Origin of the sequence: Corynebacterium gallinarum, from assembly GCF_014837045.1 — a bacterium.
Taxonomy (GTDB): domain Bacteria; phylum Actinomycetota; class Actinomycetes; order Mycobacteriales; family Mycobacteriaceae; genus Corynebacterium; species Corynebacterium gallinarum.
Genome location: NZ_JACSPR010000004.1, coordinates 165451 through 191319, shown reverse-complemented (window position 1 = coordinate 191319; position 25869 = coordinate 165451). Strand labels below are relative to the sequence as shown.

Genomic DNA, 25869 nt, shown 5'->3' with positions numbered 1-25869 from the left:
CGAACCTGTGAACAATCAGCGCCGCGCACCTAGGCTGTGGATTATGCGCATCGCTTTGATACAGATCACCTCCGGTGGCGATAAGATGGCCAACCTGGAGCTCGTCAGAACCACCGCCACCGACGCCGCAGCGAAGGGAGCACGTCTGCTCATCTACCCCGAGGCCACCTCTCAGGCCTTCGGCACCGGGCGCCTCGATGAGCAGGCGGAAGACCTGCACACGGGTGTTTTCGCCACGGGTGTGCAGCAGCTGGCTGAGGACCTCGGGGTAGTGATCGTGGTGGGGATGTTCACCCCGGCCGACACCGTGGAACAGGACGGCAAGACCCTCCACCGGGTGCACAACACCGCCTTGATCACCGGCAACGGACTGCACGAGGGTTATCACAAGATCAATACCTATGACGCTTTCGGCTACCGCGAATCCGACACCGTCAAACCGGGAACCGAATCACATGTATTCGACCTCGACGGCGTGAAGGTCGGCGTGGCCATCTGTTATGACCTCAGGTTCCCCATCCAGTTCCAGGACCTGGCGCGCGCCGGGGCCCAGGTGATCGTGGTGCCCACCTCCTGGCAGGACGGGGACGGCAAACTGGATCAGCTGCAGGTGCTCACCCGCGCCCGCGCCCTGGATTCCACCTCGTGGATCCTCATGTGCGACCAGGCCCGCCCCACCGAGAAACGTAAGGGCCCCGCCGGGATCGGTCATTCCATGGTGGTTGATCCCACCGGGGTGGTCACGGACACCGCGGGCTATGAACCGACAACCATCATCGCAGACATCGACCTGTCCAACCTTCAGGACATCAGGGATTCCATCCCGGTCCTGTAGCTAGAACTCCAGGTGCTCGATCCGGTCGCGCGGGGTGCCACGCCTGATCAGGGCGCGCCGGATATCCCGCGCCATCTGCTCGGGCCCCGCGATGAGGACATCCCGGTCCGCCCACGAGCCGACGCTGGTGACAATCTCCGCCATCTGCCCCACCTGGGTCAGGTGCAGGCCCCGGGGCGGTTGTGAGGCCTCGGTGGCCTGCACCCACCAGGCGTCCTCGGCGTTGGTGGTCACCGGCACCACCGACAGCCATGGGCAGGTCGCCGCGAAATTCCACAGCCCCATCAGTTCATACAGCTCACCGGGGTATTCCGCACCGACGAAGAAGTGCAGGCGCGGGGGATACGTGCGGGTCATCAGCTCGAACATCATCGCCCGCAGCGGCGCCAGCCCGGTGCCGTAGGCGATGAACAGCAGGTCGTCCTGCTTATCGACGCCGCCCCCATCCCCGTGGTCACCGTCGTCCCCGGGCTCACCGTCGCCGGTGACCGCGCCGGGGGAGGCGTCGACAAGCGCGGAACCGGCCCCGAAGAGACGCTGACCGAACTCGCCCTGCCCCAGCCCGATGGACCACCGGTCACCCGGTTGGGAACCGGCGAGCAGGCGCAGGGCCTCGTCATCGCCGGTCTGGATGTGGAATTCCACCTGGCCCCATTCATTCGCCGGGATCGACGGGCAGAGGAAACGCCAGGAATTCTGCAGATACCCCGCGGTGACCGGCAGGTACTGGCCGGGGAAATAACTCAAGGGGCCATCGGCCTCCAGGCGCACGACGATGAAGCGCCGACTGCGTCGTTCCACCTGCACCACCGTCGCGTCGGTGGCGGCGGGGATACCGGCATCGATGGACTCCTGGGCGGCGGCGGCCATCTCGGATGTGGTGGCGGTGATGGCGCGTTCGGCGAATAGTTCCGTCTCGAACGGCAGATCCTCACCCACCTCGCGCAGTGCCAGGCGGAGGGACTCACCGAGGGTGGTGAAGGTCTGCGGGGTGAAACCGAAACGCCGGTAGTCCCGGGCGAGATCGCGGAAATACTCCACCGTCCCGGGATCGACCGCGCCCTCGTCCCCGACACCGTCCAACATCGCGGCCAGCAGTTCCGTGATGCTGATGTGGGTCTGATCATCCACATGCGGAATGCAGGTGTATGCCAGGGGATCGAGTGTGGACAGCCTGGACATCACTGTTGCGAGGAAAACGTCCGGGTTGTCCTCAATGAGGGAGGTAACAGGGCGCATCGGTCGGGGTGTCACGTTGTCCATTGTGCCCTTTTTCGCTGCTGGGGCGGCGGACCGGCACGCCTGCCAACTGGGGGTTAGAACTCGTAACCAGTCACCCGGCCCTGGGTGTTGGGCTCCCACCCGAGGGCGGGTGCGACGTGCTCGGCGAAGTTGCGCAGGATGGAGGCATTGAGTTCCACGCCCATCTGGTTCGGCACGGTGAGCATGAGGGTGTCGGCATCCATGACGGCCTTGTCCTGTTTGAGCTGGTCGATGAGCTCATCCGGGGTGCCGGCGTAGGTGCGGCCGAAGGTGGTGTGGGTGTCATCGATGATGCCGATCTGATCCCCGCCCTGCCCCTGCAGGCCGAAGAGTTCACGGTCGCGGTCGGTGAGGATGGGGAAGACCGAACGGGAGACGGACACGCGCGGGGTCCAGTCGTGGCCGGCCTCCTTCCAGGCGGCGCGGTAGTTCTGGATCTGGTCGAACTGCAGATCGGCCAGGCTCTGGCCGGTGGCCTCGGAGACCAGGGTGGAACTCATCAGGTTCACCCCATCCTTCGCCGCCTGGATGGCGGTGTTGTGGGAACCCGCACCCCACCAGATGGATTTCCGCAGCTGTGGGTCATGCGGGAAGATCGGCAGCGGGGTGCCGGGGCGGTACAGGCGTGGGTACTGGTCCTCGGCGGCCACGGCCATGCCATAACCGTCGATGGCTGCCATGAAATTCTGGAACTTCTCCCGGGCCATGCCCGCACCCTTGGGGTCATCCTCGCCGGTGGCGTACCCGAAGGCCTCCCAGCCCTTCTCAGCGGGTTCGGGTGATCCCCGGGACACGCCGAGGGCCACTCTGCCGTCGGCGAGCAGGTTCAGTGCTGCGGCCTCCTCTGCCAGGTGTAGGGGGTTTTCATACCGCATGTCGATGACGCCGGTGCCCACCTCGATGTTCTTCGTGGCACCGATGATCGCGCCGAGCAGGGGCATGGGGGCCGCGCCCTGTGGTGCGAAGTGGTGGACGCGGAAGTAGGCGCCGTTGACACCGATCGCATCTGCCTCCTTGGCCAGTTCCAGGGCCTGGTGAAGCATGCTGCGCTCCTGGCCGATCTGATAATGGCCGAAACTCAAGAATCCGAATGCCTTCATGACAGGTACCTTTCCACTACTTAATTGATGTGTCAACAATTATCGTTGGGGGCGCGCGGCGCGCTCAACGCCGCCCCATCAGGCCCAGCCTCCTGGCCGCCACCCGACCGGCGATCCGCCCGGCGCGGGTGGCGCCCACGGTGGAGGCGGTGGATCCATAGCCGACCAGCAGGACGCGGTCGTCGGCGGCGGGGGAGACCTCGTCGTTCATGAGGATGCCGCGATCGCCGCGCAGTTTTATGGGGGCGAGGTGGCGCAGTGCTGGGCGGAAACCGGTGTTCCAGAAGATCACGTCCACCTCCAGCTCGGTACCGGCGGGGTAGGGGTCCCAGCTGGCGGGGACCGCGAGGCGGTTGTTGGCGGAGGGGCCCAGGCCGTGGGCGAGGCTGGTGGTGGGTTCGCCGAACACCACGCCGGTGGGTGTGATCTCGTCGAACATGCCCCGGCTGACAATCAGACCCCGTTCCACGCCTTCCATGTAATCCGGCCACTGGGGGATGCCCGTTGTGCGCACGACGCTGGCCGGTGCCTTGCCGGAATGGGTGCGTTCCCTAACCGCGCGTTCCACGGCAAGCCCCCAGCCGTCGTCGAATTTCTTCTCCGTGAAGTTCGGGGGCCGGCGTGTGGCCCAGGTCAGGTCGGCGATGCCTTCCATCTCCAGGAGGAACTGCACGGCGCTCAGGCCACCGCCGACCACGAGCACCCGCTGCCCCTCGAAATCGGAGGCGCGGGTGTAGCCGACGGTGTGCAGCTGCCGGCCTGTGAATTTATCGATACCCGGGATATAGGGCACATAGGGGTTGGTCCACGTGCCGGTGGCATTGAGGACATGCCGCGTCTGCCAGGTTCGACCGTCCTCCGCCTCCACCAGCAGGGCGGAGGCGGGGTCGGACGGGTCGGTGGGGGACACCGACCGTACCTTCACCGGCCGGACCACCTGGAGATCGAAGGTCTCCTCATAGGCACCGTAATACTGTGTGACCAGCTGGGAGGCGGGTGTGGTGGGGTCGGGGTGGTCCATGGGCAGTCCCGGTAGGTCGGCGATGCCGTGGGCCTTGCCCAGGGTGAGGGAATCCCAGCGGTGTCGCCACGCGCCGCCGGGGCCGTCATTGGAGTCGAGCACCTGGAAATCCTGGCCTGGTTCCAGTCCGCGCCGGGCCAGTTCATGGGCCGCGGCAAGACCTGCCTGGCCGGCGCCGATGATGATCGCCTCATAGTTTGTTGTCATATCAACAATTCTAGCACCATGGGGCGTGCTCCGCTAGGGGTCCCTGCGGGCGGAAACTGGGGATGATCCCTGATGCCGGGATCCCGGTTCGTGGCTAAACTTGAACCTGGCCTGCTCAACTTTATAATGACCACATTCCTTAAGTTGAGTGGAATAGACTCAACTTTGAAAGCGTTGATATAGGTGTAAGCAAAAAAATGGTCGCTGACCTGTGTGGATCCTTTTAAGGTTCACACGATCTGTCCCGGTGGGAAGCCGGTCATGGTTGGCGCAATGATGAAAGGATTTTTGCGACATGAGTTCATTCAATCCAACTACCAAAACCTCCGAGGCCATGCAGGCAGCCCTGCAGCAGGCCTCCGCCAACGGCAACCCCGATATCCGTCCGGCCCACCTGCTGGTGGCCATCCTGGACCAGGCCGATGGCGTTGCCGCCCCGGTGCTGACCGCCACGGGCGTTGATCCCAAGACCGTCCTGGCAGAGGCCCAGAAACTGGTCGACGGTTACCCCAAGGCCTCCGGCTCCAACCTGGCCAACCCCAACTTCAACCGTGATGCCCTCAATGCGCTGACCGCATCCCAGGAACTCGCCGGTGAACTCGGTGATGAGTATGTCTCCACCGAGGTTCTCCTCGCGGGCATCGCACGCGGCAAGTCGGATGCCGCCGACCTGCTCACGGGCAGGGGAGCAACCTATGATGCTATCAAGGCCGCCTTCCAGTCCGTCCGTGGTTCCCAGAAGGTCACCTCCCAGGACCCGGAGGGGCAGTTCCAGGCCCTGGAGAAGTACTCGACCGACCTGACCAAACTCGCCCGCGAGGGCAAGATCGACCCGGTGATCGGCCGTGACCAGGAGATCCGTCGTGTAGTCCAGGTGCTCAGCCGCCGCACCAAGAACAACCCGGTCCTCATCGGTGAACCCGGTGTGGGTAAGACCGCGATCGTGGAGGGCCTGGCCCGCCGCATCGTCGCCGGTGACGTTCCGGAATCCCTCAAGGGCAAGACCCTGGTCAGCCTGGATCTCGGCTCCATGGTCGCCGGTGCGAAGTACCGCGGTGAATTCGAGGAGCGCCTCAAGGCTGTCCTCGATGAGATCAAGGGCGCCAACGGTGAGATCGTCACCTTCATCGATGAGCTGCACACCATCGTCGGTGCGGGTGCCTCCGGTGAATCCGCCATGGATGCCGGCAACATGATCAAGCCGCTGCTCGCCCGCGGTGAGCTGCGCCTGGTCGGTGCCACCACCCTCAACGAGTACCGCAAGTACATCGAGAAGGACGCCGCCCTGGAACGTCGTTTCCAGCAGGTCTACGTCGGTGAACCGAGCGTGGAGGATGCCGTGGGTATCCTGCGTGGCCTCAAGGAACGCTATGAGGTCCACCACGGTGTCCGCATCCAGGACTCCGCACTGGTGGCCGCCGCCGAGCTGTCCAACCGGTACATCACCAGTCGTTTCCTCCCCGACAAGGCCATCGATCTGGTCGATGAGGCCGCCTCACGCCTCCGCATGGAGATCGACTCCTCACCGCAGGAGATCGATGAGCTCGAGCGCATCGTACGACGCCTCGAGATCGAGGAGGTCGCCCTGACCAAGGAGACCGACGTCGCCTCCCGCGAGCGTCTGGAGCGACTGCGTTCCGAGCTTGCCGACGAGCGCGAGAAGCTCTCTGAGCTCAAAGCCCGCTGGCAGAATGAGAAGACCGCCATCGATGACGTCCGCGAATCCAAGGAGGAACTCGAGGCGCTGCGCTCCGAGTCCGACATCGCCGAGCGCGAGGGTGATTACGGCCGCGTCGCTGAGCTGCGTTACGGTCGCATCCCCGAGTTGGAGAAGAAGATCGCCGAGGCAGAGGGCAAGATCGGCGGTGCGGACAACTCCATGCTCACCGAGGAGGTCACCCCGGATGTCATCGCTGAGGTCGTCTCCGCGTGGACGGGTATCCCTGCGGGCAAGATGATGCAGGGCGAGACCGAGAAACTGCTCCACATGGAACGTGTCCTGGGCAAGAGGGTCGTCGGCCAGCACGAGGCGGTCACCGCGGTCTCCGATGCGGTGCGCCGTTCCCGTGCGGGTGTGGCGGATCCGAACCGTCCGACCGGTTCCTTCCTCTTCCTCGGACCCACCGGTGTGGGTAAGACGGAGCTGGCCAAGGCGGTCTCCGAGTTCCTCTTCGATGATGAACGTGCCATGGTGCGCATCGACATGTCGGAGTACTCGGAGAAGCACTCCGTGGCACGTCTGGTCGGTGCCCCTCCGGGATACGTCGGCTACGACCAGGGTGGTCAGCTCACCGAAGCGGTGCGACGTCGCCCGTACACGGCGGTGCTGTTCGACGAGGTGGAGAAGGCTCACCCGGACGTCTTCGACATCCTCCTGCAGGTGCTTGACGACGGTCGCCTCACCGACGGCCAGGGTCGCACGGTGGACTTCCGCAACACCATCCTGATCCTGACCTCCAACCTGGGTGCCGGCGGCACACGGGAGCAGATGATGGACGCGGTGAAGATGGCCTTCAAGCCGGAGTTCATCAACAGGCTCGATGACATCGTGATCTTCGACCCGCTGTCACAGGAGCAGCTGGCCAGCATCGTCGAGATCCAGATCGACCAGTTGGCCGATCGTCTGTCGGGTCGTCGCCTCACCCTGCGGGTCTCGGATGCGGCGAAGCTGTGGCTGGCCGAGCGCGGTTATGATCCGGCCTACGGTGCCCGCCCGCTGCGCAGGCTCATCCAGCAGGCCATTGGTGACAAGCTGGCCAAGGAGCTGCTGGCCGGTGAGATCCGCGACGGTGACCGCGTGCTTGTCGACGTCGCCGACGGAGGCCAGCACCTGGATGTCTCCAGGGAGCAGTAACTCCCGCGGGCGCGCCGCTTAGGATGACCCGACGCTGGATCCCCCTGCCACCGGCGGGGTGTCCGGCTTGGCTGGGCTGGCGTCAAACACCTCACGGAACGTCAGCCCACCGGGGAGGTACTCAACCTCCCCGGGGCGTTCCTGGAAACAGGATTTGTGCAGTGCCCACCGGAACGCCTCGTACTTGTAGTAGGAGGCGAACAGAGCCTCATGCTCCAGGGTGGATTCAGCCTGCTCCCGCAGGTCATCTTGTTCCTCCGGCGACAGGAGACCGTAGGAACCCCGGTCGGGGTAAAGGATGCTGTCGATGAAATCCCCGACCGGATCGCGGGAATCCTGCAATTCCTGATAGAGCGCCTCCTGGGTGGGTGCGAGTGTGTCCGACCCCTGTCCTGAGGTGATGATCCGGAGCACATCGGTTTCCGCACCGAAGCGCATCCGGTAGTCGTGATAGGCATATGCCCAGGCCTGGGCAGGTACCAGCTGTGTGGGAAGCTCCGCCCGGATCTCCTCCACGGTGGCGATATCGTCCTCCCCCCAGCTGTAGACGGCCATGGCATGGGGGTGGGTGGTCACCAGGTCGGCCCGGATATTCTCCAGATCCGCCGCACTGTAGTTGAAGGTGCACGTGCCGTTGTCGATGGTGGTGGTGGCCGCCTGCGCGGTCGGCAGGGTCGTCAACCCCATCATCGCGGTGGCACCGGCGACAATGAGGGTGGTTGCTCTTCGGTGCATCTCATGCTCCTATCAGGCCCATCAGCGGAATTTTTAAAGAAATGTACAGTACGGATGACGTGATGGTCTAGAGCAAGGGAGGAACGTGCGGTGGGCGAGCAGGTGAAACTCCGCATTCCCCTGGGGATCGGTGGCGTGGAGTCGGAGGAGGTGGTCGTCGAAAAGCTCGACGGACCCCACTGGCTGGTCTGCTCCATCCCGGCGCTGTGCACCGGGGTCGCGCTTGGCGACGTCATCGTAGCCGACCCGGTCGACGAGATCCTGGAGTTCCAGGCCGTGGCCATCCCCGGTGGCAACTCCACCCTCCGCCTGCTGGTCGATCCGGTGGCCCTCCACCATGTCCGCGCCCACCTCGAGGCGTTGGGGCTGCGGGTGGATCAGCCCCTGTCCGAGATGCTCGCGGTGAACATCGCCCCGGATTCACCCGTGCCCGGACTGGGGGTCCTCCTGGATGATTTGGTGGATCAGGATGTAGTCCACATTGCCCCGGGGGATCAGCTTCCGTTGGTGTAGAGGGTGAGCCCCCACCCGGGCATCCAGTTCCCGATGGACATGCTCACTGCAGCCGGGAGAGAGAAGTCATGCGCGGAGGTCACACCCACCGCCCACAGCTGGCCCCCGTAGAGGGCGAACACGGGCCCACCACTGTCACCGGCGCTGGTGGAGCCCTGGTAGTAGAACTGTCCCTCATGGCCCGGGCCGGAGTACGGACCGCAGGATAACCCTGTGCGGTACCCCACCCGGCAGATCTCCGGGCGGGTGGCCTCCAACCAGGCGATATCCTGCCACCCGGCCACTGCCCCGTGGGTGGGCAGGCCGGCGTTGGCGATCGTGGTGGGATACAGCTCGATCAGGCCGATATCCGCCCCGAAGATACCGGCATCGGAACCATTGACATAGGACTCCACCATGGACCCGATGACGGGATAGTTGCCCTCACCATCCGCTGCCGCAAACAGGTCCCCCGCTGCACCACAGTGCCCCGCGGTGATGACGAACCGACGATCCCCGACACCGGCGAACCACCCCGCGGAACAGGCATACCCGTTGTCGAGGTTGAGGATCTGGTTCCCCGGTTGCACATAGCCTGCAAGCTCCACCAGTTCATCGACCGGCCCCTCCACCGGTTCCTCCCCTGATTCGTGCACCCGTTCCTGCGCCAGCTCCGGGCTGGGCGCCGGGAGTTCCGGCGTGGGATCCAGGGTGGTCTCGGGGACCTCCTCCGGGGTTGGTGTGGCCATCGGCACGGTCGGCGACGTGGTGGCGCCCTGCGGGGCCGGTGACTTGCCAGCAACCGTCGAGGCCGCCACATCGGCATCGATCCCACAGCCTGCCATCAGCACCCCGCCGGTGATCATCAGGGCGGCGGTGCTGACGGCGATGGCACTGCGTCTCATGGGCGGTCCTCGAGGTAGAAAACTCCAAGCAACAGGTACGCGTTATCTAGGAGTTGAGAATACTGGACCGGAGGTGGTCACGCGGGTTGTTTTAGCGGATGCGCTTTCCGGGCCCCGCCTCCCGGGAGGGGCAATTGTGGTGGCGGTCACCCCGCATGGCTCGTATCGTGGGGGACATGGCACAGGATAAGAACCCGGACAAGACCCCAGGCGGACCATCCGTGAAGGACGGCGAGCTCTATGAGGAGCTGCGTGAGGAAGGGGCGAGCAAGGAGAAGGCCGCCCGCATCGCCAACGCCGCCGCGAACACCTCCCGTGAGGAGGTGGGGGAGAAGGGCGGCAAGGCGGGCAGCTATGAGGACTGGACGGTGGAGGAACTACGCGCACGCGCAGCCGAACTGGAGATCCACGGACGCTCAACAATGAAGAAGGATGAGCTCATCGACGCCCTACGCAATCACTGAGCGGTGGTGGCCTGCCCCGCGATGTCCTGGCTGCTCAGAGCGTAATATCTACTGAGCTGACGGTACGGTCGGGAAGCGAAGGCCAGCAGCACCACGATCAGGGTGATCACCCCGGAGAGCATAAACATCAGGGCCATGCCACGCGCGGTCCCGTCACCGAGCAGCACGCCGAGGGCGCTGTCCGCGCCGGGGCCGTCCATCCAGGGGATGAGGTAGGCCTGGGCCACCACCGCGACGATCACCGCCGACAGGGGATTGGCGCCCATCTCCACGGCCATGGCCAGGCCGAAGACGCGGCCCTGCTGCCGGAACGGCACCACCCGTTGGAGGATGGTCTGTTCGGTGGCCTCGGCGGCCGGGGTGATGAGCATGAAGACAAAAATGCCGGCCACGAACAACCATCCCCATTCCCGGATGGTGAAGACGATGCCGATGATGGCGATGCCGACGTTGACCAGTAACAGGGTGCGTACGGGATTGGATCCCAGGCCCACCCGGGCGATGACCATGCCACCGATGATGAACCCCAGGCCGGTCAGACCCAGCATCACACCCCACAGCTGTGGGGAGAACAACTCCAGGCCGTAGGGGTCCATGAGGGCGGTGTAGACACCACCGACCAGGTTGTTGAAGCAGGTGAACAGGATCAGCGCAAGCAGTCCGGGCACGCCCCTGATGATGGCCAGGGAACCCCGGATGTCCAGCCCCTGCGACACCGTGTGTAGATCGGACGGGACCGGGGTCGGGGTGAACACCTCCCCGTCGGCACTCGGCGCGGGTGCCATGGGAACCGTCGCATCAGCGTGCTGCGTCACGATCTCCGGCTCTGGGATCTCCACCGTGATCAGATGTAGCACCGCCAGCAGCGTCAGCACCAGACATACCCACAGGGTGGTCTCCATCCCGAAGAATCCGATCGCCATGCCCGCCATCATCGAGGTGACCAGGAAGGACATGCCATGCACCACCCCGACCAGGCCGTTGGCCTTGTCGCGCCGATCCTCCGACACCAGGAGGGTGACCACGGTGGACAGGGCGATATTGCGCAGATGCTCCACGATGGATCCGATGAGGATCAGGATGCTGAACACCCACAGCGCGGGTGAATCCAGGCTGATGGCGGCGGTGTCCATCCATACCACCCACACCACACCGGCGAGGGCGAAGAAGACCAGGGTCAGGCACGAGGAGGCCATCATGACGGTCTTCTTGCGGTTGTGGTCCACAATGCTGCCGAAGAAGATCGAGGTCACGGCGAGCGCGCCCATATAACCGGCGTTGAGGATGCCGGCCAACGCCACATTCCGGGTTTCCAGGTACACCCAGAACAACAGGGAATAGGCGAGAAATCCGGTCACCACATTGAAGATCAGGGTGTTGACCAGAACCTTGTGGAAGTGTTGCATAGCGTCATCCTACGCCGGGGTAAAGCAGCCGGGAAGGCCCCGTGACCGGGGTGGAAAAGGCGCGGACTAGCATGGAAATCCGTGACTATCGACGAACTGATCACGCTCGCCGGTGAGCAACCGACCCGGGTATCCAGGCGATCCGGGGTGTCCCGTTCCACCCTGAAGCGGGTCAAGGACGGTACCAGTGAACCCACCCTGTCGACTCTCCGGGAGGTGGCCCTGGCACTGGGGTTGGATGTCACCGTGACCGCCGGGCCCGCCTCCGATCCCTTCGCGGCCGCCGCGGCGCGCACCCTCATCGATGATTCCGTGCCGGAGAATCCCGAGGACAGCGGCATCGTCGCCTGGTTGGACAGGTTTGAACGCTGGAATATCACCGATCCGCTCACCCTGGTCGCCGAGGCCGGGATCGTGCAGGGCATCACCCGGCGTCCCGGTGCGAGGTTCGTCGCCACCGACCCCGGTGACCTTGCCGCGCTGCCTGATCTCTTCGCCGTGCAGGACACCCGCTGGGCGTTGTCCGGTGCCGCCACCGCCACCGTCATCATGGGGCGGGTGGTGGAGGGACCGACCGTGGTGTGGCACGAGGGCGGGGACACCGCATTCGATTTCGGTACCCCGGTGGCGGAGCCGGCCGCCGCGGATGTCATCCTCGTGCCCGCCGGGGCCACTGAGCTGGCGGGCCATTACACCCAGGGGCCGCTCAACTTCGTCGCGCCGGTCCAGCTGGTGATCGATCTCCACAGCCTCGGCATGTATGAGGAGGCGGAGTTTCTCACCAGCGGATGGCGCAGCTGAGCTACCCGCGGGCCCGACCGCGTCTGCCTCTGCACCAACCCCCGCCAACGCCTAGGCTCGGTGGCATGACAGTGTCGATTTCCCCATCCGAATTAGCTGAATCGATCCGCTCCGGTGACAAAACCACCGTTCTCGCCGCCTTCTGGGCACCCATTGAAGGTGCCGGACTCACCCTGTTCCGTTCCGAGCACATCCCGACCTCCCTGTTCTGTGACCCAGCGCTGGAGCTGTCGGGAATCCCCAGTTCCACCGATGGCCGCAACCCGCTGCCCACCCTGCCGCTGCTGGCCCGCGCATTCCGGCGCTGGGGCCTGAACACCGACCGTGAGGTGGTGGTCTATGACCAGGGGCGTGGCCTGTACGCGTCCAGGGCATGGTGGATCCTGCGCTGGGCCGGTGTGCCCAATGTGCGGATCCTCGACGGTGGTTTCCGCCGGTGGGAGGACCAGAACCTCGGTCATGCCGGCGGCCCGGGAAATTTCCCGCACTTCTGCAATATCCGCCCCAACCCGGGGCAGATGCCCACGGCCACCATCGACGAGGTCAAGGCGCACACCGGCCTGCTTATCGACGCCCGTGACCCCGACCGTTTCGCCGGCCGCCGTGAGCTGCTGGACCTCAAGGCCGGCCACATCCCGGGTGCGGTCAACGTCCCGGCCCGCAGCCTGCTTAACGAGGACTTCACCTTCAAAACACCGGAGCAGATGCGGGAGGTTTTCGCAGCGGTCGGAGTGACCGGCGGGGAGGGCGCCATCGTCTACTCCGGTTCCGGCAACCATTCCGCCCAGGTGCTCGCGGCGATGGAGCACGCAGGTCTCCCCGGTGCCGCGCATTATGTCGGAGGGTGGTCCCAGTGGAGCGCCAATCCGAAGAACCCTGTGGAGCGTTCAGCGTAGAACCCGGGAGCTGCCAGTAAGGTGTGAGTTGTGATGGAAACTCTGGTGCTGCTCATCGCCGCTGTGATCCTGGCGGCCGGAATCGCTCTGTGGACCGTGGATTCACGGTCGAAGAAGACGCGTGACGACGCCCCCACCCCACCAGCGTCCCCCACCCCCCAGGAGTCGGAACCGTCCCCGGAGGAAGACCCCACACCAGAGGTTCCCGAACCGGAACCGGTCCCGGACAAGGCCGGTGTCCACTACGACGATGACAGCCGTGACCTCGACGTGGAGGTCGAGGCCGGTCTGGCGGCCGTGCCCGAGGTGACCGAGGACGAGCTGGAGATCAGCGATCCGGAACCCGAGCCCGAGCCCGAACCGGAGCCGGAACCCGAACCGGTCCCGGTGCGGGAGGAGGAACGGTCGGGCGTCGAGAAGCAGTCGTTTCTGCAGTCCCTACCCGGGGGACAGCGCCGGGAACGCAAACAGTGGGCCTCACGCCACGGTTTCGATTTCATCCGGGAGGATGCCTTCCTCACCGACGAGTGGTCCCGGGGCGCGGCCTCCACCGGTGCGGTCGCCCGCGACGTGGCCAGCGGCATGGCCGAGGGATATGAAACCCACCTGGTGGACCTCGCGGGTGTGCCGGTGATGGCAATGCGACGCGGACGCACCTCCGAGGTGGTCATCGACGCCCGGCGCAGCACCCTGATCACCGATCCGGAACGCAATGAATCCGATGACCTGGTGGAGGTGGATTCCTTCGCGGGGTTCACCCTGCTGTCCAACATGGCCACCGTCGCCCAGCGCTTCGTGGATGAACGTGTCCGGGTGGCGTTCGAGGCCATGCCCGAGGCGGTCAGCGCCGTGTGGTTCGAATCGGACTGGGTGCTGGCAGAAACGGTCAGGGGCAGCACCGCGGAGGACTGGGAGAACATGCTCCGGCCCCTCGCCCTGCTCACCGACGCCTCCTTCACCCTCCCACCGCGCTCGGAGGATCAGGCTGTGAACCTGGCCCTGATCGAACCGACCCGGACGAAACCCCCGGCACCGGATGCACCCGCACCGGAACCGGCAGCAGATGAGGTGGACCTGGCCCAACCCCTGGTGATCCGGCCCGAGGAACCACTGCAGATGCCGGTCAGGGGCGTGCAGGAAAGCCGTGGGGTGGTTGAGCCCCGCGCACTCGGCGGCGACAATGTGGACTCCATCGCCGATGGCCACCCCAACGGGCATCCCACCCCGGACCCGCAGCAGTACAACGGCACCCGCGTGCTCCGGGACCTCAGCGGCGGGTCCAGCATCTTCGGGGACACCGACCGGGATCAGGACCGCGACGCATAGGATGTCCACCCCGGGTTCTATGCTTGAAGGCAACAACTTCCTCATGCCTCATCACCTTCAGGGAAAGGGACCGACACCTCATGTCTGCACCTCAAATCGACGCCGGGCTCAAGGCCGAACTCGCGGAACTCATCAGGGAACTCGCCGTGGTCCACGGGGAGGTCATTCTCTCCTCCGGTCAGAAGGCCGACTACTACATCGATGTCCGTCGCGCCACGCTGCACGCGAAGGCCTCCCGCCTCATCGGCCGGTTGCTGCGTGACGCCACCTCCGACTGGGACTACGAGGCCGTCGGCGGCCTGACCCTCGGCGCCGATCCCGTGGCCACCGCCATCATGCACGCCGACGGCCGCGACATCCACGCCTTCGTGGTGCGCAAGGAAGCCAAGAAGCACGGCATGCAGCGTCGCATCGAGGGCCCGGACATCGTGGGCAAGAAGGTCCTCGTGGTGGAGGACACCACCACCACCGGCAATTCCCCGCTGACCGCGGTCGCCGCCCTGCGTGAGGCCGGCGCCGAGGTGGTCGGTGTGGCCACCGTCGTCGACCGTGCCACCGGTGCTGACCAGGTCATCGCCGCCGAGGGCCTGCCCTACCGTTACCTGCTTGGACTGGATGACCTTGACCTCGGATAACCCGGACACCGCCGAGCAGGGGCCGGGGCCCACCGAGTGGGGTGAGTCGCGCGTCGGCAAGCTCCCCTGGGTGGAGGAGTACCCCGGGGTGCCGCTGCCCACCGAGGAGCACTACGACCCGGATCTGCTGGCCAACGGTGATCGCCGCAATGTGGTTGACGCCTATCGTTACTGGACCCGCGAGGCCATCGTCGCCGATATCGACACCCGGCGCCACTCCCTGCATGTGGCGATCGAGAACTTTGAGAACGATGCCAACATCGGCACGGTCGTGCGCACGGCCAACGCCTTTGCCGTGGACACTGTCCACATTGTGGGGCGACGCCGGTGGAACCGCCGGGGTGCCATGGTCACCGACCGCTACCAGCACCTAGAACATCACCCCGATGTGCACTCGCTGCTGGTCTGGGCGCTGCGCAATGATCTGACGGTGATGGCCATCGACAACACCCCCGGATCCGTGCCCCTGGAAACCGCGCAGCTGCCCGAGCGGTGTCTGCTGCTGTTCGGGCAGGAGGGGCCGGGTGTCACGGATGAGGCCCGCGCGGGAGCTCTGATGACCTGTTCCATAGCGCAGTTCGGATCCACCCGGTCGATTAATGCCGGGGTGGCCGCCGGTATCGCCATGCACACCTGGATCCGCCAACATGCTGATCTGGAAAACTCCTGGTAGAGCCGGTGTTAAATTTTTCCATCCCACTCCGTTAGGATTTCGTTATACTTCATGGTGTGAGCTTCACCAGCAGCATTACCATCGGAGTAAGAACTATTAAGTGTTAGACAAATGGGTCCACCGGGCCGACCTCGCGGAGTCAGCCATCAACGAGCGCCACGCCGCTCGCGTCTGGGGCATGCCCAGAACCAACCTGGCCTATGTGGCCTGGCCCGCCAACACCAAGGAAAAACTCTTTGTCCACTGGCACTACTGGTGGCAGGCCCATTACCTTGACTGCCTGATCGATGCCGCCCGGCGACGCACCACCAAGGCGCGCCGGGACCGCATCCGCTACACCATGCGGGGTATCGCCACGCGCAATCTGGGCAAGCTGACCACCAACAAGTACTACGACGACAAGGCCTGGTTGGCACTGGCGATGGGTCGCGCGGGCAAGGTGCGCAAGATCCGTGCGCCCAAGGCGCTCACACCACTGGAGGACAACCTCGTCGCGGGTATCGATTCCCTCACCGGGGTGCTGCCGTGGCGGACGGGGGAGACCTTCTACAACGTGCCCTCCAACGGGCCGGCCGCGATCATGATGGCCCGCACCGACCGCCTGGAGCAGGCGATGCAGATCACCGACTGGATCTTCGACAACCTCATCGATGTCGATGGCCTGGTCATGGACGGCCTGCGCATGCGCATGCACGGTCCCGAACTGGTCCGCAATATCCACCCCTACTGCCAGGGGGTGGCCCTGGGTGCCTGTCTTGAGATCGCCCTGAAGCTGCGGGAACGCCATGAGGTGTCCTCCACGGAGGTGGAGACCTGGCGGGAGGCCGAAAAGGCCGAGGAATATATGCGCTACATCATCCACATCCGTGCGCTGGTGGATGCGATCTCCCGGCACATGGCCACCCCCCACGGTGTCATCGACTGGGACACCGGTGACGGTGACGGTGGGTTGTTCAAGGGGATCCTGGTGCGCTATCTGGCGCAGGTGGCGGTCCGGCTGCCCGATGACTCGGATGCCAACCGGCGGACCCGGAAGAAGGCCGCCCGTCTCGTGTTGGAATCCGCGGAGAGCGTGTGGAACCACCGCCTGGAGGTTGACGGCCTGCCGGTGTTCGCCACCGACTGGACCAGCGATGCCCGGTTGCCGCAGAACTACGGCATCGGGTCCTCCGGGATCAACGAGATCGTCAGCGTGGTCCGGGTGGATGAGCGTGATCTCTCGGTGCAATTGTCCGGTTGGATGCTTATGGAGGCCGCCGCGAAGGTGGCGGAGTTCATGGCCGGTGAGCGCACCGAATTCACGGGCAGGGCTGTCTGAGGGCCGCTTGACGGCCGGACCACCCCCCGTTTGCACTGCGAACATCTAATATGAGCTGGGATTTTGGTGACATTGCAGGTGGAGTCCCTGATCACAGCGCAAAAACCCCGTGAGACAGGCATAATTGGGGGCAGGCAGTCGCTGAGACCACATGCGATGTCCGGACGGATACAACCGGACATTCTCGCCGTGGTCCAGCGGTGTGCACACAGGTGCCTGGGGATCCCGGGCCACATCGATTCTGAAATGACCATGTCTGAAACAGACAGTCAGCTTATGGAGGAGACTTTCTATGCCAATCGCAACTCCCGAGGTCTACAACGAGATGCTCGATCGCGCCAAGGAGGGCGGCTTCGCCTTCCCTGCGATCAACTGCACGTCCTCGGAAACCATTAACGCTGCGCTGAAGGGCTTCGCTGAGGCGGAGTCCGACGGCATCATCCAGTTCTCCACCGGTGGTGCTGAGTTCGGTTCCGGCCTGGCTGTGAAGAACAAGGTCAAGGGTGCTGTCGCACTGGCCGCCTTCGCCCACGAGGCTGCCAAGAGCTACGGCATTAACGTGGCCCTGCACACCGACCACTGCCAGAAGGAGGTCCTCGACGAGTACGTCCGACCACTGCTGGCCATCTCCCAGGAGCGCGTCGACCGCGGCGAGCTGCCCCTCTTCCAGTCCCACATGTGGGATGGTTCCGCAGTCCCGATCGATGAGAACCTCTCCATCGCGCAGGAGCTGCTGGCCAAGTCCAAGGCAGCCCACATCATCCTCGAGATCGAGATCGGTGTCGTCGGTGGCGAGGAGGACGGCGTTGAGGCCAAGGCCGGCGCAAACCTCTACACCACCCCTGAGGACTTCGAGAAGACCATCGACGCCATCGGCACCGGTGAGCACGGCCGTTACCTGCTGGCCGCCACCTTCGGCAACGTCCACGGCGTGTACAAGCCGGGCAACGTGAAGCTGCGTCCGGAGATCCTCCTCGAGGGCCAGCAGGTCGCCCGCAAGAAGCTCGGCCTGTCCGATGACGCCCTGCCGTTCGACTTCGTCTTCCACGGTGGCTCCGGCTCCGAGAAGGAGAAGATCGAGGAGGCCCTGCGTTACGGTGTCATCAAGATGAACGTGGACACCGACACCCAGTACGCCTTCACCCGTCCGATCGCATCCCACATGTTCGAGAACTACGACGGTGTGCTCAAGATCGACGGTGAGGTCGGAAACAAGAAGGCCTACGACCCACGCTCCTACCTGAAGAAGGCAGAGCAGTCCATGTCCGAGCGCGTCATCGAGTCCTGCCAGGACCTCAACTCCGTGGGCAAGACCACCGCCAAGTAGTCCCACCCGGCATACACCCCGCGTACACCTCAGACACCCGGCGTCCTGGATACCCTCCAGGCCACCGGGTGTTTGTGCTCTCTGGGGCTGGCACCGACACTAGTGTTGGTGCCATGGCCAAGAAGAAGCTGGGCACGATCGCCCGACTCCATGAGATCGACACCTCGCTGCGCAACCGGATCATCCGTGTGAGATCCCGTGGCATGTTCATCCTGCAGTCAACGATCGGTGCGGGGCTGGCGTTCTGGTTCGCCTCTGCCGTTCTGGAGCACCCCCGGCCGTTCTTCGCGCCGATGGCGTGTGTGATCATCCTCGGTCTCACCGGCGGTGACCGGGTCAAACGGGCGGTGGAACTGACCTTGGGGTGTGCGCTCGGCGTGGGTCTGGGTGATCTAGTGATCGTCCAGATCGGGTCGGGCTACTGGCAGATGTTCGTGGTGGTGCTCGGTGCGCTGACCCTGGCCTCGTTCGTGTCCAAATCGGGGTTGGTGAGTAACCAGATGGCGATCGGTGGCATCCTCATCGCCACGATCCTGCCCCCCGGCGACGGTGGTGGCCTGGACCGTGTCATCGATGCCCTGGTCGGTGGTGTGGCGGGCATCCTCGTTATCGCCCTGCTGCCCTCCTCGCCGCTGCGCGCCGGCCGGCAGCAGGTGTCCAATGTGCTGGGCATCGTCTCCAGCGTGCTCGACGACGTCGCCGATGCTTTACGACGAAAAGACTCCCGCGCCCTCGACGCAGCCCTGGGGGCCATCCGGGCGTCCCAGACCGATGTGGACAAACTGAAAACAGCCGCCTCATCGGGTCAGGAACAGACCAACATCTCACCACTGTTGTGGAACAACCGGGGACGCATCAGATCCCTCATGAGGATCCTCTCCCCGGTGGACAACGCCATCCGCAACAGCCGGGTGCTCGCCCGTCGCGCCCTGGTGCTCACCCAGGACGGCGATGAGGTCAGCGAGGAACAGATCGAGATCATCGAGGAGATCGCCGCAATCGCGCTGAGCCTGTCCGATCTCTACGAACGACACAAGGAGATCAGCGAGGCCCTCGAGATCCCCGAACTGGTCCGCAGGCTGCGTCTCCTCGGCGCGCGGGTGGGCATTGAGGTCGCGGAGGGTCGGGTGCTGTCCGCGCAGGTGATCCTCGCGCAGTCACGGTCCATCATCGTGGATCTGCTGCAGATCTGTGGCATGTCCCGCGAATCAGCGGTGGCGGTCCTGGTTCCCACCTCCGACAGTCCCGCCTACCCACCGGAGGTGTGGCTGGACGAGGACGAGGCAAGCCACTAGGGACGGACCACCTGCAAGTCTCTCAGATGGCGGTAGAAGGTCACCCGGTCGACGGGGCGTTTACGTGACACCCCGTCCACGGTGACCCGCAGGGAGGGGCCGCCGGCCTGGGTGGCGCGGCCCGTCGACAAGCTCTCTGGGATCAGCGTGCCCGTGGGGCGCTTGAACAGGCCCTTCTTGATCTCAGTGCCGGGGGCGGGGGTGTCCATGACCGCCGCAGCGATACCGGGGGCATCCATCATGGGCACCAGGCGTGCCCCGAAGATGCCCCGGCGTGGGGTCTTCTCGGAGGCCTCATGGCGCACGAGCACGTGATCATCCACGATGATCTCGCCGGTGATCTCACCCGGTTCCCAGTCGGTGATGGTGGCGGAACCGGCGACCGCCACGGCGGCATCGTCACGAATGGTGGGCACCGGTTTCACCGGCCCGGTCAGCGCCAGATGCAGGGCGGCGGCGGGCTCTGCGGGCAGACCCCAGTTCTGCGCGGCAACCGAATCACCGGTGGGAACATAGGCGACCTCGGCCCACAGGTTGTCGGCGCGCATGAGGCGGGTGATCACCGCGGACAGGGCAGCATCACTGCCGATCACCACGATGCGCAGGGGCTGCTCCGGTTGCTGGGGGGCAGGCTGCGGGGTGCCGAGGTGCGCCACATCTGGCTGCCGGGCGATCTCATCCAGCGAGGGCGTGGGGTCGTGGGGGAGGACATCAAAGGCCGCATCGTCGAGCATGCGCAGGTCACGTCGCGTGGGCACCTCCGGGAGATCATGCACCTCCGGTGCCACGGGAGCGCCGGGGAAATCGGTGAACGACGGGGCTGCACAACGCAGGACAACAAGACGCATATGTACCACCTTAGTATTCCAATGCCGGAATTCGGTCCATGGCCTAGTAGTATGAAATAACGTCTCAGCGCACAACTATGCGCATGCTCCAATTTCACTGATCGGAAGTGACGTAAACCAATGGCTGCAATCGTGATTGTCGGCGCCCAGTGGGGCGACGAAGGCAAAGGTAAGGCCACGGATATCCTCGGCGGACTCGTCGACTACGTGGTCAAGCCCAACGGGGGCAACAACGCCGGACACACGGTTGTTGTCGGTGGCGAGAAGTATGAGCTCAAGCTCCTTCCCGCCGGTGTGCTCTCCGAAACGGCGATCCCCATCCTCGGTAACGGTGTGGTGATCAACCTCGAGGCACTCTTCGAGGAGATCGACGGCCTCGAGGCCCGCGGTGCGGACGCCTCCCGCCTGCGTATCTCCGCCAATGCGCACCTGGTCGCCCCGTACCACCAGGTCATGGACCGGGTTCAGGAACGCTTCCTGGGCAAGCGCGCCATCGGCACCACCGGTCGAGGCATCGGCCCGACCTACCAGGACAAGGTGGGCCGTGTCGGCATCCGCGTCCAGGACATCTTCGACGAGTCCATCCTGCGCCAGAAGATCGAGTCCGCCCTCGATGTGAAGAACCAGGTCCTGGTTAAGATGTACAACCGCAAGGCCATCGTCGCCGAGGAGACCGTCCAGTACTTCCTCAGCTACGCCGACCGCCTGCGCCCGATGGTCATCGACGCCACCCTCGAGCTCAACAAGGCTCTCGACGAGGGCAAGCACGTGCTCATGGAGGGCGGCCAGGCCACCATGCTCGACGTGGACCACGGCACCTACCCGTTCGTCACCTCCTCCAACCCGACCGCCGGCGGAGCCTGCGTTGGTTCCGGTGTGGGCCCCACCCGCATCACCTCCACCCTGGGCATCATCAAGGCGTACACCACCCGCGTGGGTGCCGGCCCATTCCCGACCGAGCTTTTCGACAAGTGGGGCGAGTACCTCCAGACCGTCGGCGGTGAGGTCGGCGTGAACACCGGCCGCAAGCGCCGCTGCGGCTGGTACGACTCCGTGATCGCCCGCTACGCCTCCCGCGTCAACGGCTTCACCGACTACTTCCTGACCAAGCTCGACGTGCTCACCGGCATCGGTGAGATCCCGATCTGCGTGGCCTACGATGTCGACGGTGTGCGTCACGACGAAATGCCCATGACCCAGTCCGACTTCCACCACGCCACACCCATCTTCGAAACCATGCCCGCATGGGACGAGGACATCACCGGTTGCCGCACCTTCGAGGAACTCCCCCAGAAGGCACGGGACTACGTCCGCCGCCTCGAGGAGCTCTCCGGTGCACGCTTCTCCTACATCGGTGTCGGGCCGGGGCGCGACCAGACCATCGTGCTTCACGACGTCATGGAGTCCTAAGCCCGTAGGTTTCTGCCTTGACTGATGAACACCGGTGCCCCTTGGATGGGGAGCCGGTGCTTTTCTGTGTGTGCTGGGGCTGGGGGTTCTGGGCCTGGGCGGGTTTGTTGGGCTGTGAGCGGGTGGGTGCGCTGAGGCCAACAGCTGTGGGGTGTCAGGCCCTGCTAACCACGACATCAGTCTCATCTGTTGGGCTGCGAGCAAGTGGGTGCGCTGAGGCCAACAGGTGTAGGGTGTCAGGCCCTGCTAACCACGACATCAGTCTTATCTGTTGGGCTGTGAGCAAGTTCGTGCTCACAAGCCAACATCTAGCCCCAGCCCAGCCCGCACCAGCCGAGCCACCAGATCAGTACGGCCGGTACTCGAAGTGGCTGAGTGCGTCCATGATGTCACGGGGAGACATGCGGGTGTAGAAGCGGGAGCGGGTGTCCTCGTGGGGAGCGGTGCCGAGTTTGATGAAGACGGCGTCGAAAGCCATGGCGGTGTCGATGGCGGGCGGGGGCGAATTGTCGTCGAAACGCATCCCGATGGTGGCCGCGGCTGAGGAGATGAGATGCGAGGTCGCGGAGTGGTACTCCAGAATCCGGGCGTCCTTCATGCAGTCCAGCTCCGGGGCAGCGATGCAGAATTCCTGGATGCCGCACTGCAGGTCTTCTGCGATGACCATGGAACACAGTTCGCTGGCCACGGCATCCTCATCTGCCACGTGAGATACCCGCGGCAGGAGTTTCTCCATCTCCCGCAGCGTGGGGGTGATGGTCTTGCCGTAGCTGCGCCCGGATTTCATCGCCGCCTGGATCTGGGTGTGGAGGGTGTCCCGGGCCTTGTCCCATCGCGGTTCGGCAAAGGTCCCAGCGAAGGTCCCGGCAAAAACCCCGGTGACGGCCCGCATACCGGGTACCTTCACCGGCACTTTCGGCATGGGGAGACGTGGCCGGGGGGTTTTCATCTGGGGTCCTCCTGATAGACCAAACTACCCGCGCACCAACCACGCGGAAGCGGCGGTGATGAAGGCCTCGAGGCTGCGGTCCAGGGTGGGTTGGATGACGGGCGCGAAGAAGGGGGAGTGGTTGCCGGGGGCGTTCTCCGGGTCTTCGTAACCGCCGACGAACCAGAACACGTAGGGCACACCGAGGGCGTCGGGGATGACGGAGAAGTCCTCGGAGGCGGTGGAGGGTGGGGTGACCTGGTAGTCCTCCCCGAAGGCCTGGTCGAAGGCGTCGGCCACCACGCTGCGGGCGTCGGCATCGTTGAAGGTGAGGGGAGCGCGGTCGTAGTACTCGAAGGTGGGTTCCTTGGGCGAACCGGCGGTTTCGCATTCGCTGCGCACAATGCGTTCGATGGCGGTGCGGATCTTCTCCTGGATCTCCACGGACATGGCGCGGGTGTTGATGAGGATCTCCGCGGATTCCGGGATGATGTTGGCCTTGGTGCCGGAGTTGATCGCGCCGACGGTGACCACACCGAAGTCAAAGGGTGAGATCTCGCGGGCGACCACGGTCTGCAGGCGGGTGATGATGTGGGCGGCCAGCACGATCGGATCGACCCCTAGGTGTGGCATGGATCCGTGGGTGCCGGCGCCGAAGACGCGGACCCGGATGGATTCCATGGTGGACATGACGGCGGTTTCCGGCATGGAGATCACCCCGGCCTGGGATGCCATGACGTGCTGGCCCAGGTAGACGTCTGGTTTGGGGATTACGCTGGCGATATCGGCCTCCACCATCGCGCGTGCTCCGGATGCGGTTTCCTCCGCAGGCTGGAAGACCGCGACCAGGGTGCCGGACCATTTATCCCGGTTGGAGGCGAAGGTATCGACGGCGCTGAGCAGGGTGGTGATGTGGAAGTCGTGGCCACAGGCGTGCATGACACCGTGGACCTCGGAGGCGTAATCCAGGCCGGTCTGTTCGGTGACGGGCAGGGCATCGATGTCACCGCGCAGGGCGACCACGGGGCCCTCCCCGTTTTCAATGATGGCCACGGCACCGGTGGTGGTGACATCGATGAGCTTGTCGATGTCCATGTTCTTCAGCTCGGTGCGGATCCGTTCAATGGTGTTGAATTCCGCGCTGGACAATTCCGGGTTGCGGTGGAACCACTTGTACAGTTCCTCGCGGTCAGCGCGGGTTTCATCAAGATTGTGAAGGAGTGCATTCATACGTACAACCGTACTCGTGCCCCGTGTCCGGGGTGTTCGATACAGTTAGCGGTAGCTATATGGAACCAGGCGCTCAGACGGAGGAATCCCAATTGTTTATCCCAGAGAAGATCGGCACGCCCCTTGCACCCAATGCCACGAAGGTGATGATCCTGGGCTCAGGTGAACTGGGCAAGGAGGTCACCATCGCGTTCCAGCGCCTCGGTGTGGAGGTCCATGCCGTGGATCGCTATGACAACGCCCCCGCGCATCAGGTGGCGCATTTCTCCTATGTCATCGACATGACGGATGCTGCGGCCGTGCGTGAGCTGGTCACCACCGTCAAACCGGATTTCATCATCCCGGAGATCGAGGCCCTCGCCACCGATGAGCTGGTCCGGATCGAGCAGGAGGGCCTGGCCACCGTGGTGCCCACCGCGCGGGCCACCCAGCTGACCATGAACCGGGAGGGCATCCGTCGTCTGGCATCGGAGGAGCTCGGCCTGCCCACCTCCGGTTATGAGTTCTGTTCCACCTTCGAGGAGTTCACCGCCGCCGCCGAGCGCCTGGGGTACCCGAATGTGGTCAAGCCGGTGATGAGTTCCTCCGGCAAGGGGCAGTCGGTCGTGAGGTCGGCGGAGGATCTGGAATCGGCGTGGGAGTACGCGATGAGCGGTGCCCGTGTGGCCAACCAGCGGGTCATCGTGGAGCAGTTCGTCGAGTTCGACTACGAGATCACCCTGCTCACCGTCCGCGGTATCGACCCGGCCACCGGCAAGCCCGCCACCTGGTTCTGCGAGCCGATCGGGCACCGCCAGCAGGATGGTGACTATGTGGAGTCCTGGCAGCCGATGGAGATGACCGCACCCGCACTGGAGAATGCCCGCTCGGTGGCCGCCCGCATCACCAACGCCCTGGGCGGGCGTGGGGTGTTCGGCGTGGAACTGTTTGTCTCCGGGGATGACGTGTATTTCTCGGAGGTGTCCCCGCGTCCGCATGACACCGGTCTGGTCACCCTGGCCACCCAGCGCTTCTCCGAGTTCGAGCTGCACGCCAAGGCTGTTCTGGGGCTGCCCGTTGATGTCACTCTGACCTCCCCGGGCGCATCTGCCGTCATCTACGGGGGCGTGGAGTCAACCGGGGTGTCCTACGCCGGTCTCGCGGAGGCGCTCGCCGTCGCGGAGACCGATGTCCGCCTCTTCGGCAAGCCGGAGGCCTTCACCAAGCGTCGCATGGGTGTCGCCGTGTCCACCGCTGAGGACACCGCCAGCGCACGTGACCGGGCCACCCTCGCGGCAGCCGCGGTCACCGTCCACGGGTGAGATGCTTGTCGACGCTCCCGTCCTAGGCTGCGAAACGCTCCAGCTCTGATGCCTTGAGCACCATGGGGAGGTGGGCAACACCGGAATCGTCGTACTGGGCGCCGCAGGCGGTGAAGCCGAAGCCCTCGTAGAACTCCTTCAGGGGCAGCTGAGCGGTGAGGACGACATCCTTGCCGTTAAACTGCTCGTAGGCCAGGCGCAGGGCATTTTCCATGATCTCTGCGGACAGGCCGGTGCCGCGGGAGTCCTCGGAGACGGCGACGCGACCGAGCTGGGAGACCTCGGCGTCGTCAAGCTCGAGGGTGGTGCCGGTGGTGGCGGCAACCTCGGAGACGGTGGTGGGGGCCAGGCGGGCGCAGCCCTTGAGTGCCGACGGGCTGTTTTCCTGGCGCTGCCAGGCGAGGATGTGGCGGGTGGTCGGGAGTGCGTCGGTGTCGTCGATTTCGGCGTAGGGGGTCTTCTGCTCATGGACGAAGATGTCCACGCGAAGCTTGTACAGCTTGTGCACCTCGAGGGGGCTCAGCTCAGCAAGGTTGGAAACAGAAAAGTATCGGGTCATGGCCAAATACTAACGCGTCTCGGACAGAAAGTTCCAAGTT

At 64.7% G+C, this 25869-nt stretch carries 24 protein-coding genes; 14 read left to right on the top strand and 10 right to left on the bottom strand.

Translation table 11 applies throughout. The features are described 5' to 3' along the window. Positions 1-43 precede the first annotated feature (43 nt). Positions 44-835, top strand: a complete 792-nt coding sequence (locus H9627_RS07435; RefSeq protein ID WP_191733373.1) for a carbon-nitrogen hydrolase family protein — start codon at positions 44-46, stop codon at positions 833-835. On the opposite strand, the gene H9627_RS07430 is transcribed toward H9627_RS07435, so the two are convergent. From H9627_RS07430 to H9627_RS07420, 3 genes are all read right to left on the bottom strand, one after another. Further along, complete coding sequence (locus H9627_RS07430; protein ID WP_225213586.1) at positions 836-2098, bottom strand: 2-polyprenylphenol hydroxylase; 1263 nt, start codon at positions 2096-2098, stop codon at positions 836-838. 53 nt (positions 2099-2151) lie between these two features. Continuing rightward, the gene (locus H9627_RS07425) at positions 2152-3198 is read right to left on the bottom strand and encodes an LLM class flavin-dependent oxidoreductase (protein WP_191733372.1); all 1047 of its coding nucleotides are present in this window, start codon (positions 3196-3198) and stop codon (positions 2152-2154) included. A gap of 64 nt (positions 3199-3262) precedes the next feature. Beyond that, positions 3263-4426, bottom strand: a complete 1164-nt coding sequence (locus tag H9627_RS07420) for an NAD(P)-binding domain-containing protein (RefSeq protein ID WP_191733371.1) — start codon at positions 4424-4426, stop codon at positions 3263-3265. A gap of 295 nt (positions 4427-4721) precedes the next feature. Here H9627_RS07420 and clpB point away from each other — a divergent pair, with 295 nt between their 5' ends. Beyond that, positions 4722-7280 (top strand): ATP-dependent chaperone ClpB, encoded by a 2559-nt coding sequence (gene clpB, locus H9627_RS07415; protein ID WP_191733370.1) that lies wholly within the window; start codon positions 4722-4724, stop codon positions 7278-7280. Between the two features lie 18 nt (positions 7281-7298). On the opposite strand, the gene H9627_RS07410 is transcribed toward clpB, so the two are convergent. Then, positions 7299-8015 (bottom strand): hypothetical protein, encoded by a 717-nt coding sequence (locus H9627_RS07410; RefSeq protein ID WP_191733369.1) that lies wholly within the window; start codon positions 8013-8015, stop codon positions 7299-7301. Positions 8016-8105: 90 nt separating this feature from the next. Between H9627_RS07410 and H9627_RS07405 the strand changes: the two genes are divergently transcribed. Next, a complete protein-coding gene (locus H9627_RS07405) occupies positions 8106-8528 on the top strand; it encodes a DUF4265 domain-containing protein (protein ID WP_191733368.1) in 423 nt (140 codons plus the stop codon). Here the strand turns inward: H9627_RS07405 and H9627_RS07400 are convergent. Further along, positions 8510-9412 carry a chymotrypsin family serine protease gene (locus tag H9627_RS07400; protein ID WP_191733367.1) on the bottom strand — a complete coding sequence of 301 codons (903 nt, stop codon included), beginning with the start codon at positions 9410-9412 and terminating at the stop codon, positions 8510-8512. The genes H9627_RS07405 and H9627_RS07400 overlap by 19 nt on opposite strands. A 176-nt stretch (positions 9413-9588) precedes the next feature. On the opposite strand from H9627_RS07400, the gene H9627_RS07395 reads away from it, so the two are divergent. Continuing rightward, positions 9589-9876, top strand: a complete 288-nt coding sequence (locus H9627_RS07395) for a DUF7218 family protein (RefSeq protein ID WP_191733366.1) — start codon at positions 9589-9591, stop codon at positions 9874-9876. On the opposite strand, the gene H9627_RS07390 is transcribed toward H9627_RS07395, so the two are convergent. Continuing rightward, on the bottom strand, positions 9870-11282 hold the full coding sequence (locus H9627_RS07390; protein WP_191733365.1) for an MFS transporter: 1413 nt from the start codon (positions 11280-11282) through the stop codon (positions 9870-9872). The genes H9627_RS07395 and H9627_RS07390 overlap by 7 nt on opposite strands. Before the next feature lie 81 nt (positions 11283-11363). Between H9627_RS07390 and H9627_RS07385 the strand changes: the two genes are divergently transcribed. From H9627_RS07385 to H9627_RS07350, 8 genes are all read left to right on the top strand, one after another. Continuing rightward, complete coding sequence (locus H9627_RS07385) at positions 11364-12083, top strand: helix-turn-helix domain-containing protein (RefSeq protein ID WP_191733364.1); 720 nt, start codon at positions 11364-11366, stop codon at positions 12081-12083. Positions 12084-12148: 65 nt separating this feature from the next. Next, entirely contained in the window at positions 12149-12979 is an 831-nt protein-coding gene (locus H9627_RS07380) for a sulfurtransferase (protein WP_191733363.1), read from the top strand. 33 nt (positions 12980-13012) lie between these two features. Further along, the gene (locus tag H9627_RS07375) at positions 13013-14305 is read left to right on the top strand and encodes a type III secretion system chaperone family protein (protein ID WP_191733466.1); all 1293 of its coding nucleotides are present in this window, start codon (positions 13013-13015) and stop codon (positions 14303-14305) included. 80 nt (positions 14306-14385) lie between these two features. After that, entirely contained in the window at positions 14386-14940 is a 555-nt protein-coding gene (pyrE, locus tag H9627_RS07370; RefSeq protein WP_191733362.1) for an orotate phosphoribosyltransferase, read from the top strand. After that, positions 14921-15613, top strand: a complete 693-nt coding sequence (locus tag H9627_RS07365) for a TrmH family RNA methyltransferase (RefSeq protein WP_191733465.1) — start codon at positions 14921-14923, stop codon at positions 15611-15613. Before pyrE ends, H9627_RS07365 begins: the two co-directional genes overlap by 20 nt. Positions 15614-15713: 100 nt before the next feature. Beyond that, positions 15714-16931 carry a glycoside hydrolase family 76 protein gene (locus tag H9627_RS07360; RefSeq protein ID WP_191733361.1) on the top strand — a complete coding sequence of 406 codons (1218 nt, stop codon included), beginning with the start codon at positions 15714-15716 and terminating at the stop codon, positions 16929-16931. A gap of 292 nt (positions 16932-17223) precedes the next feature. Then, positions 17224-18258 carry a class II fructose-bisphosphate aldolase gene (fbaA, locus tag H9627_RS07355; RefSeq protein ID WP_191733360.1) on the top strand — a complete coding sequence of 345 codons (1035 nt, stop codon included), beginning with the start codon at positions 17224-17226 and terminating at the stop codon, positions 18256-18258. Between the two features lie 113 nt (positions 18259-18371). Next, positions 18372-19553: an FUSC family protein gene (locus tag H9627_RS07350; RefSeq protein ID WP_191733359.1), complete on the top strand. Its 1182-nt coding sequence runs from the start codon at positions 18372-18374 to the stop codon at positions 19551-19553. Here H9627_RS07350 and H9627_RS07345 read toward each other — a convergent pair. Beyond that, positions 19550-20401 (bottom strand): hypothetical protein, encoded by an 852-nt coding sequence (locus H9627_RS07345; RefSeq protein WP_191733358.1) that lies wholly within the window; start codon positions 20399-20401, stop codon positions 19550-19552. The genes H9627_RS07350 and H9627_RS07345 overlap by 4 nt on opposite strands. Positions 20402-20521: 120 nt before the next feature. Here H9627_RS07345 and H9627_RS07340 point away from each other — a divergent pair, with 120 nt between their 5' ends. Beyond that, positions 20522-21811, top strand: a complete 1290-nt coding sequence (locus H9627_RS07340) for an adenylosuccinate synthase (RefSeq protein WP_191733357.1) — start codon at positions 20522-20524, stop codon at positions 21809-21811. A gap of 346 nt (positions 21812-22157) precedes the next feature. On the opposite strand, the gene H9627_RS07335 is transcribed toward H9627_RS07340, so the two are convergent. Further along, complete coding sequence (locus tag H9627_RS07335) at positions 22158-22760, bottom strand: hypothetical protein (protein ID WP_191733356.1); 603 nt, start codon at positions 22758-22760, stop codon at positions 22158-22160. A 24-nt stretch (positions 22761-22784) separates the two neighbouring features. Further along, positions 22785-23969: an amidohydrolase gene (locus H9627_RS07330; RefSeq protein WP_191733355.1), complete on the bottom strand. Its 1185-nt coding sequence runs from the start codon at positions 23967-23969 to the stop codon at positions 22785-22787. A 92-nt stretch (positions 23970-24061) separates the two neighbouring features. Between H9627_RS07330 and purT the strand changes: the two genes are divergently transcribed. Then, positions 24062-25270: a formate-dependent phosphoribosylglycinamide formyltransferase gene (gene purT / locus H9627_RS07325; protein WP_191733354.1), complete on the top strand. Its 1209-nt coding sequence runs from the start codon at positions 24062-24064 to the stop codon at positions 25268-25270. Positions 25271-25292: 22 nt separating this feature from the next. Here the strand turns inward: purT and H9627_RS07320 are convergent, their stop codons facing one another. Then, positions 25293-25829 (bottom strand): GNAT family N-acetyltransferase, encoded by a 537-nt coding sequence (locus H9627_RS07320; RefSeq protein WP_191733353.1) that lies wholly within the window; start codon positions 25827-25829, stop codon positions 25293-25295. Between the last annotated feature and the right edge of the window lie 40 nt (positions 25830-25869).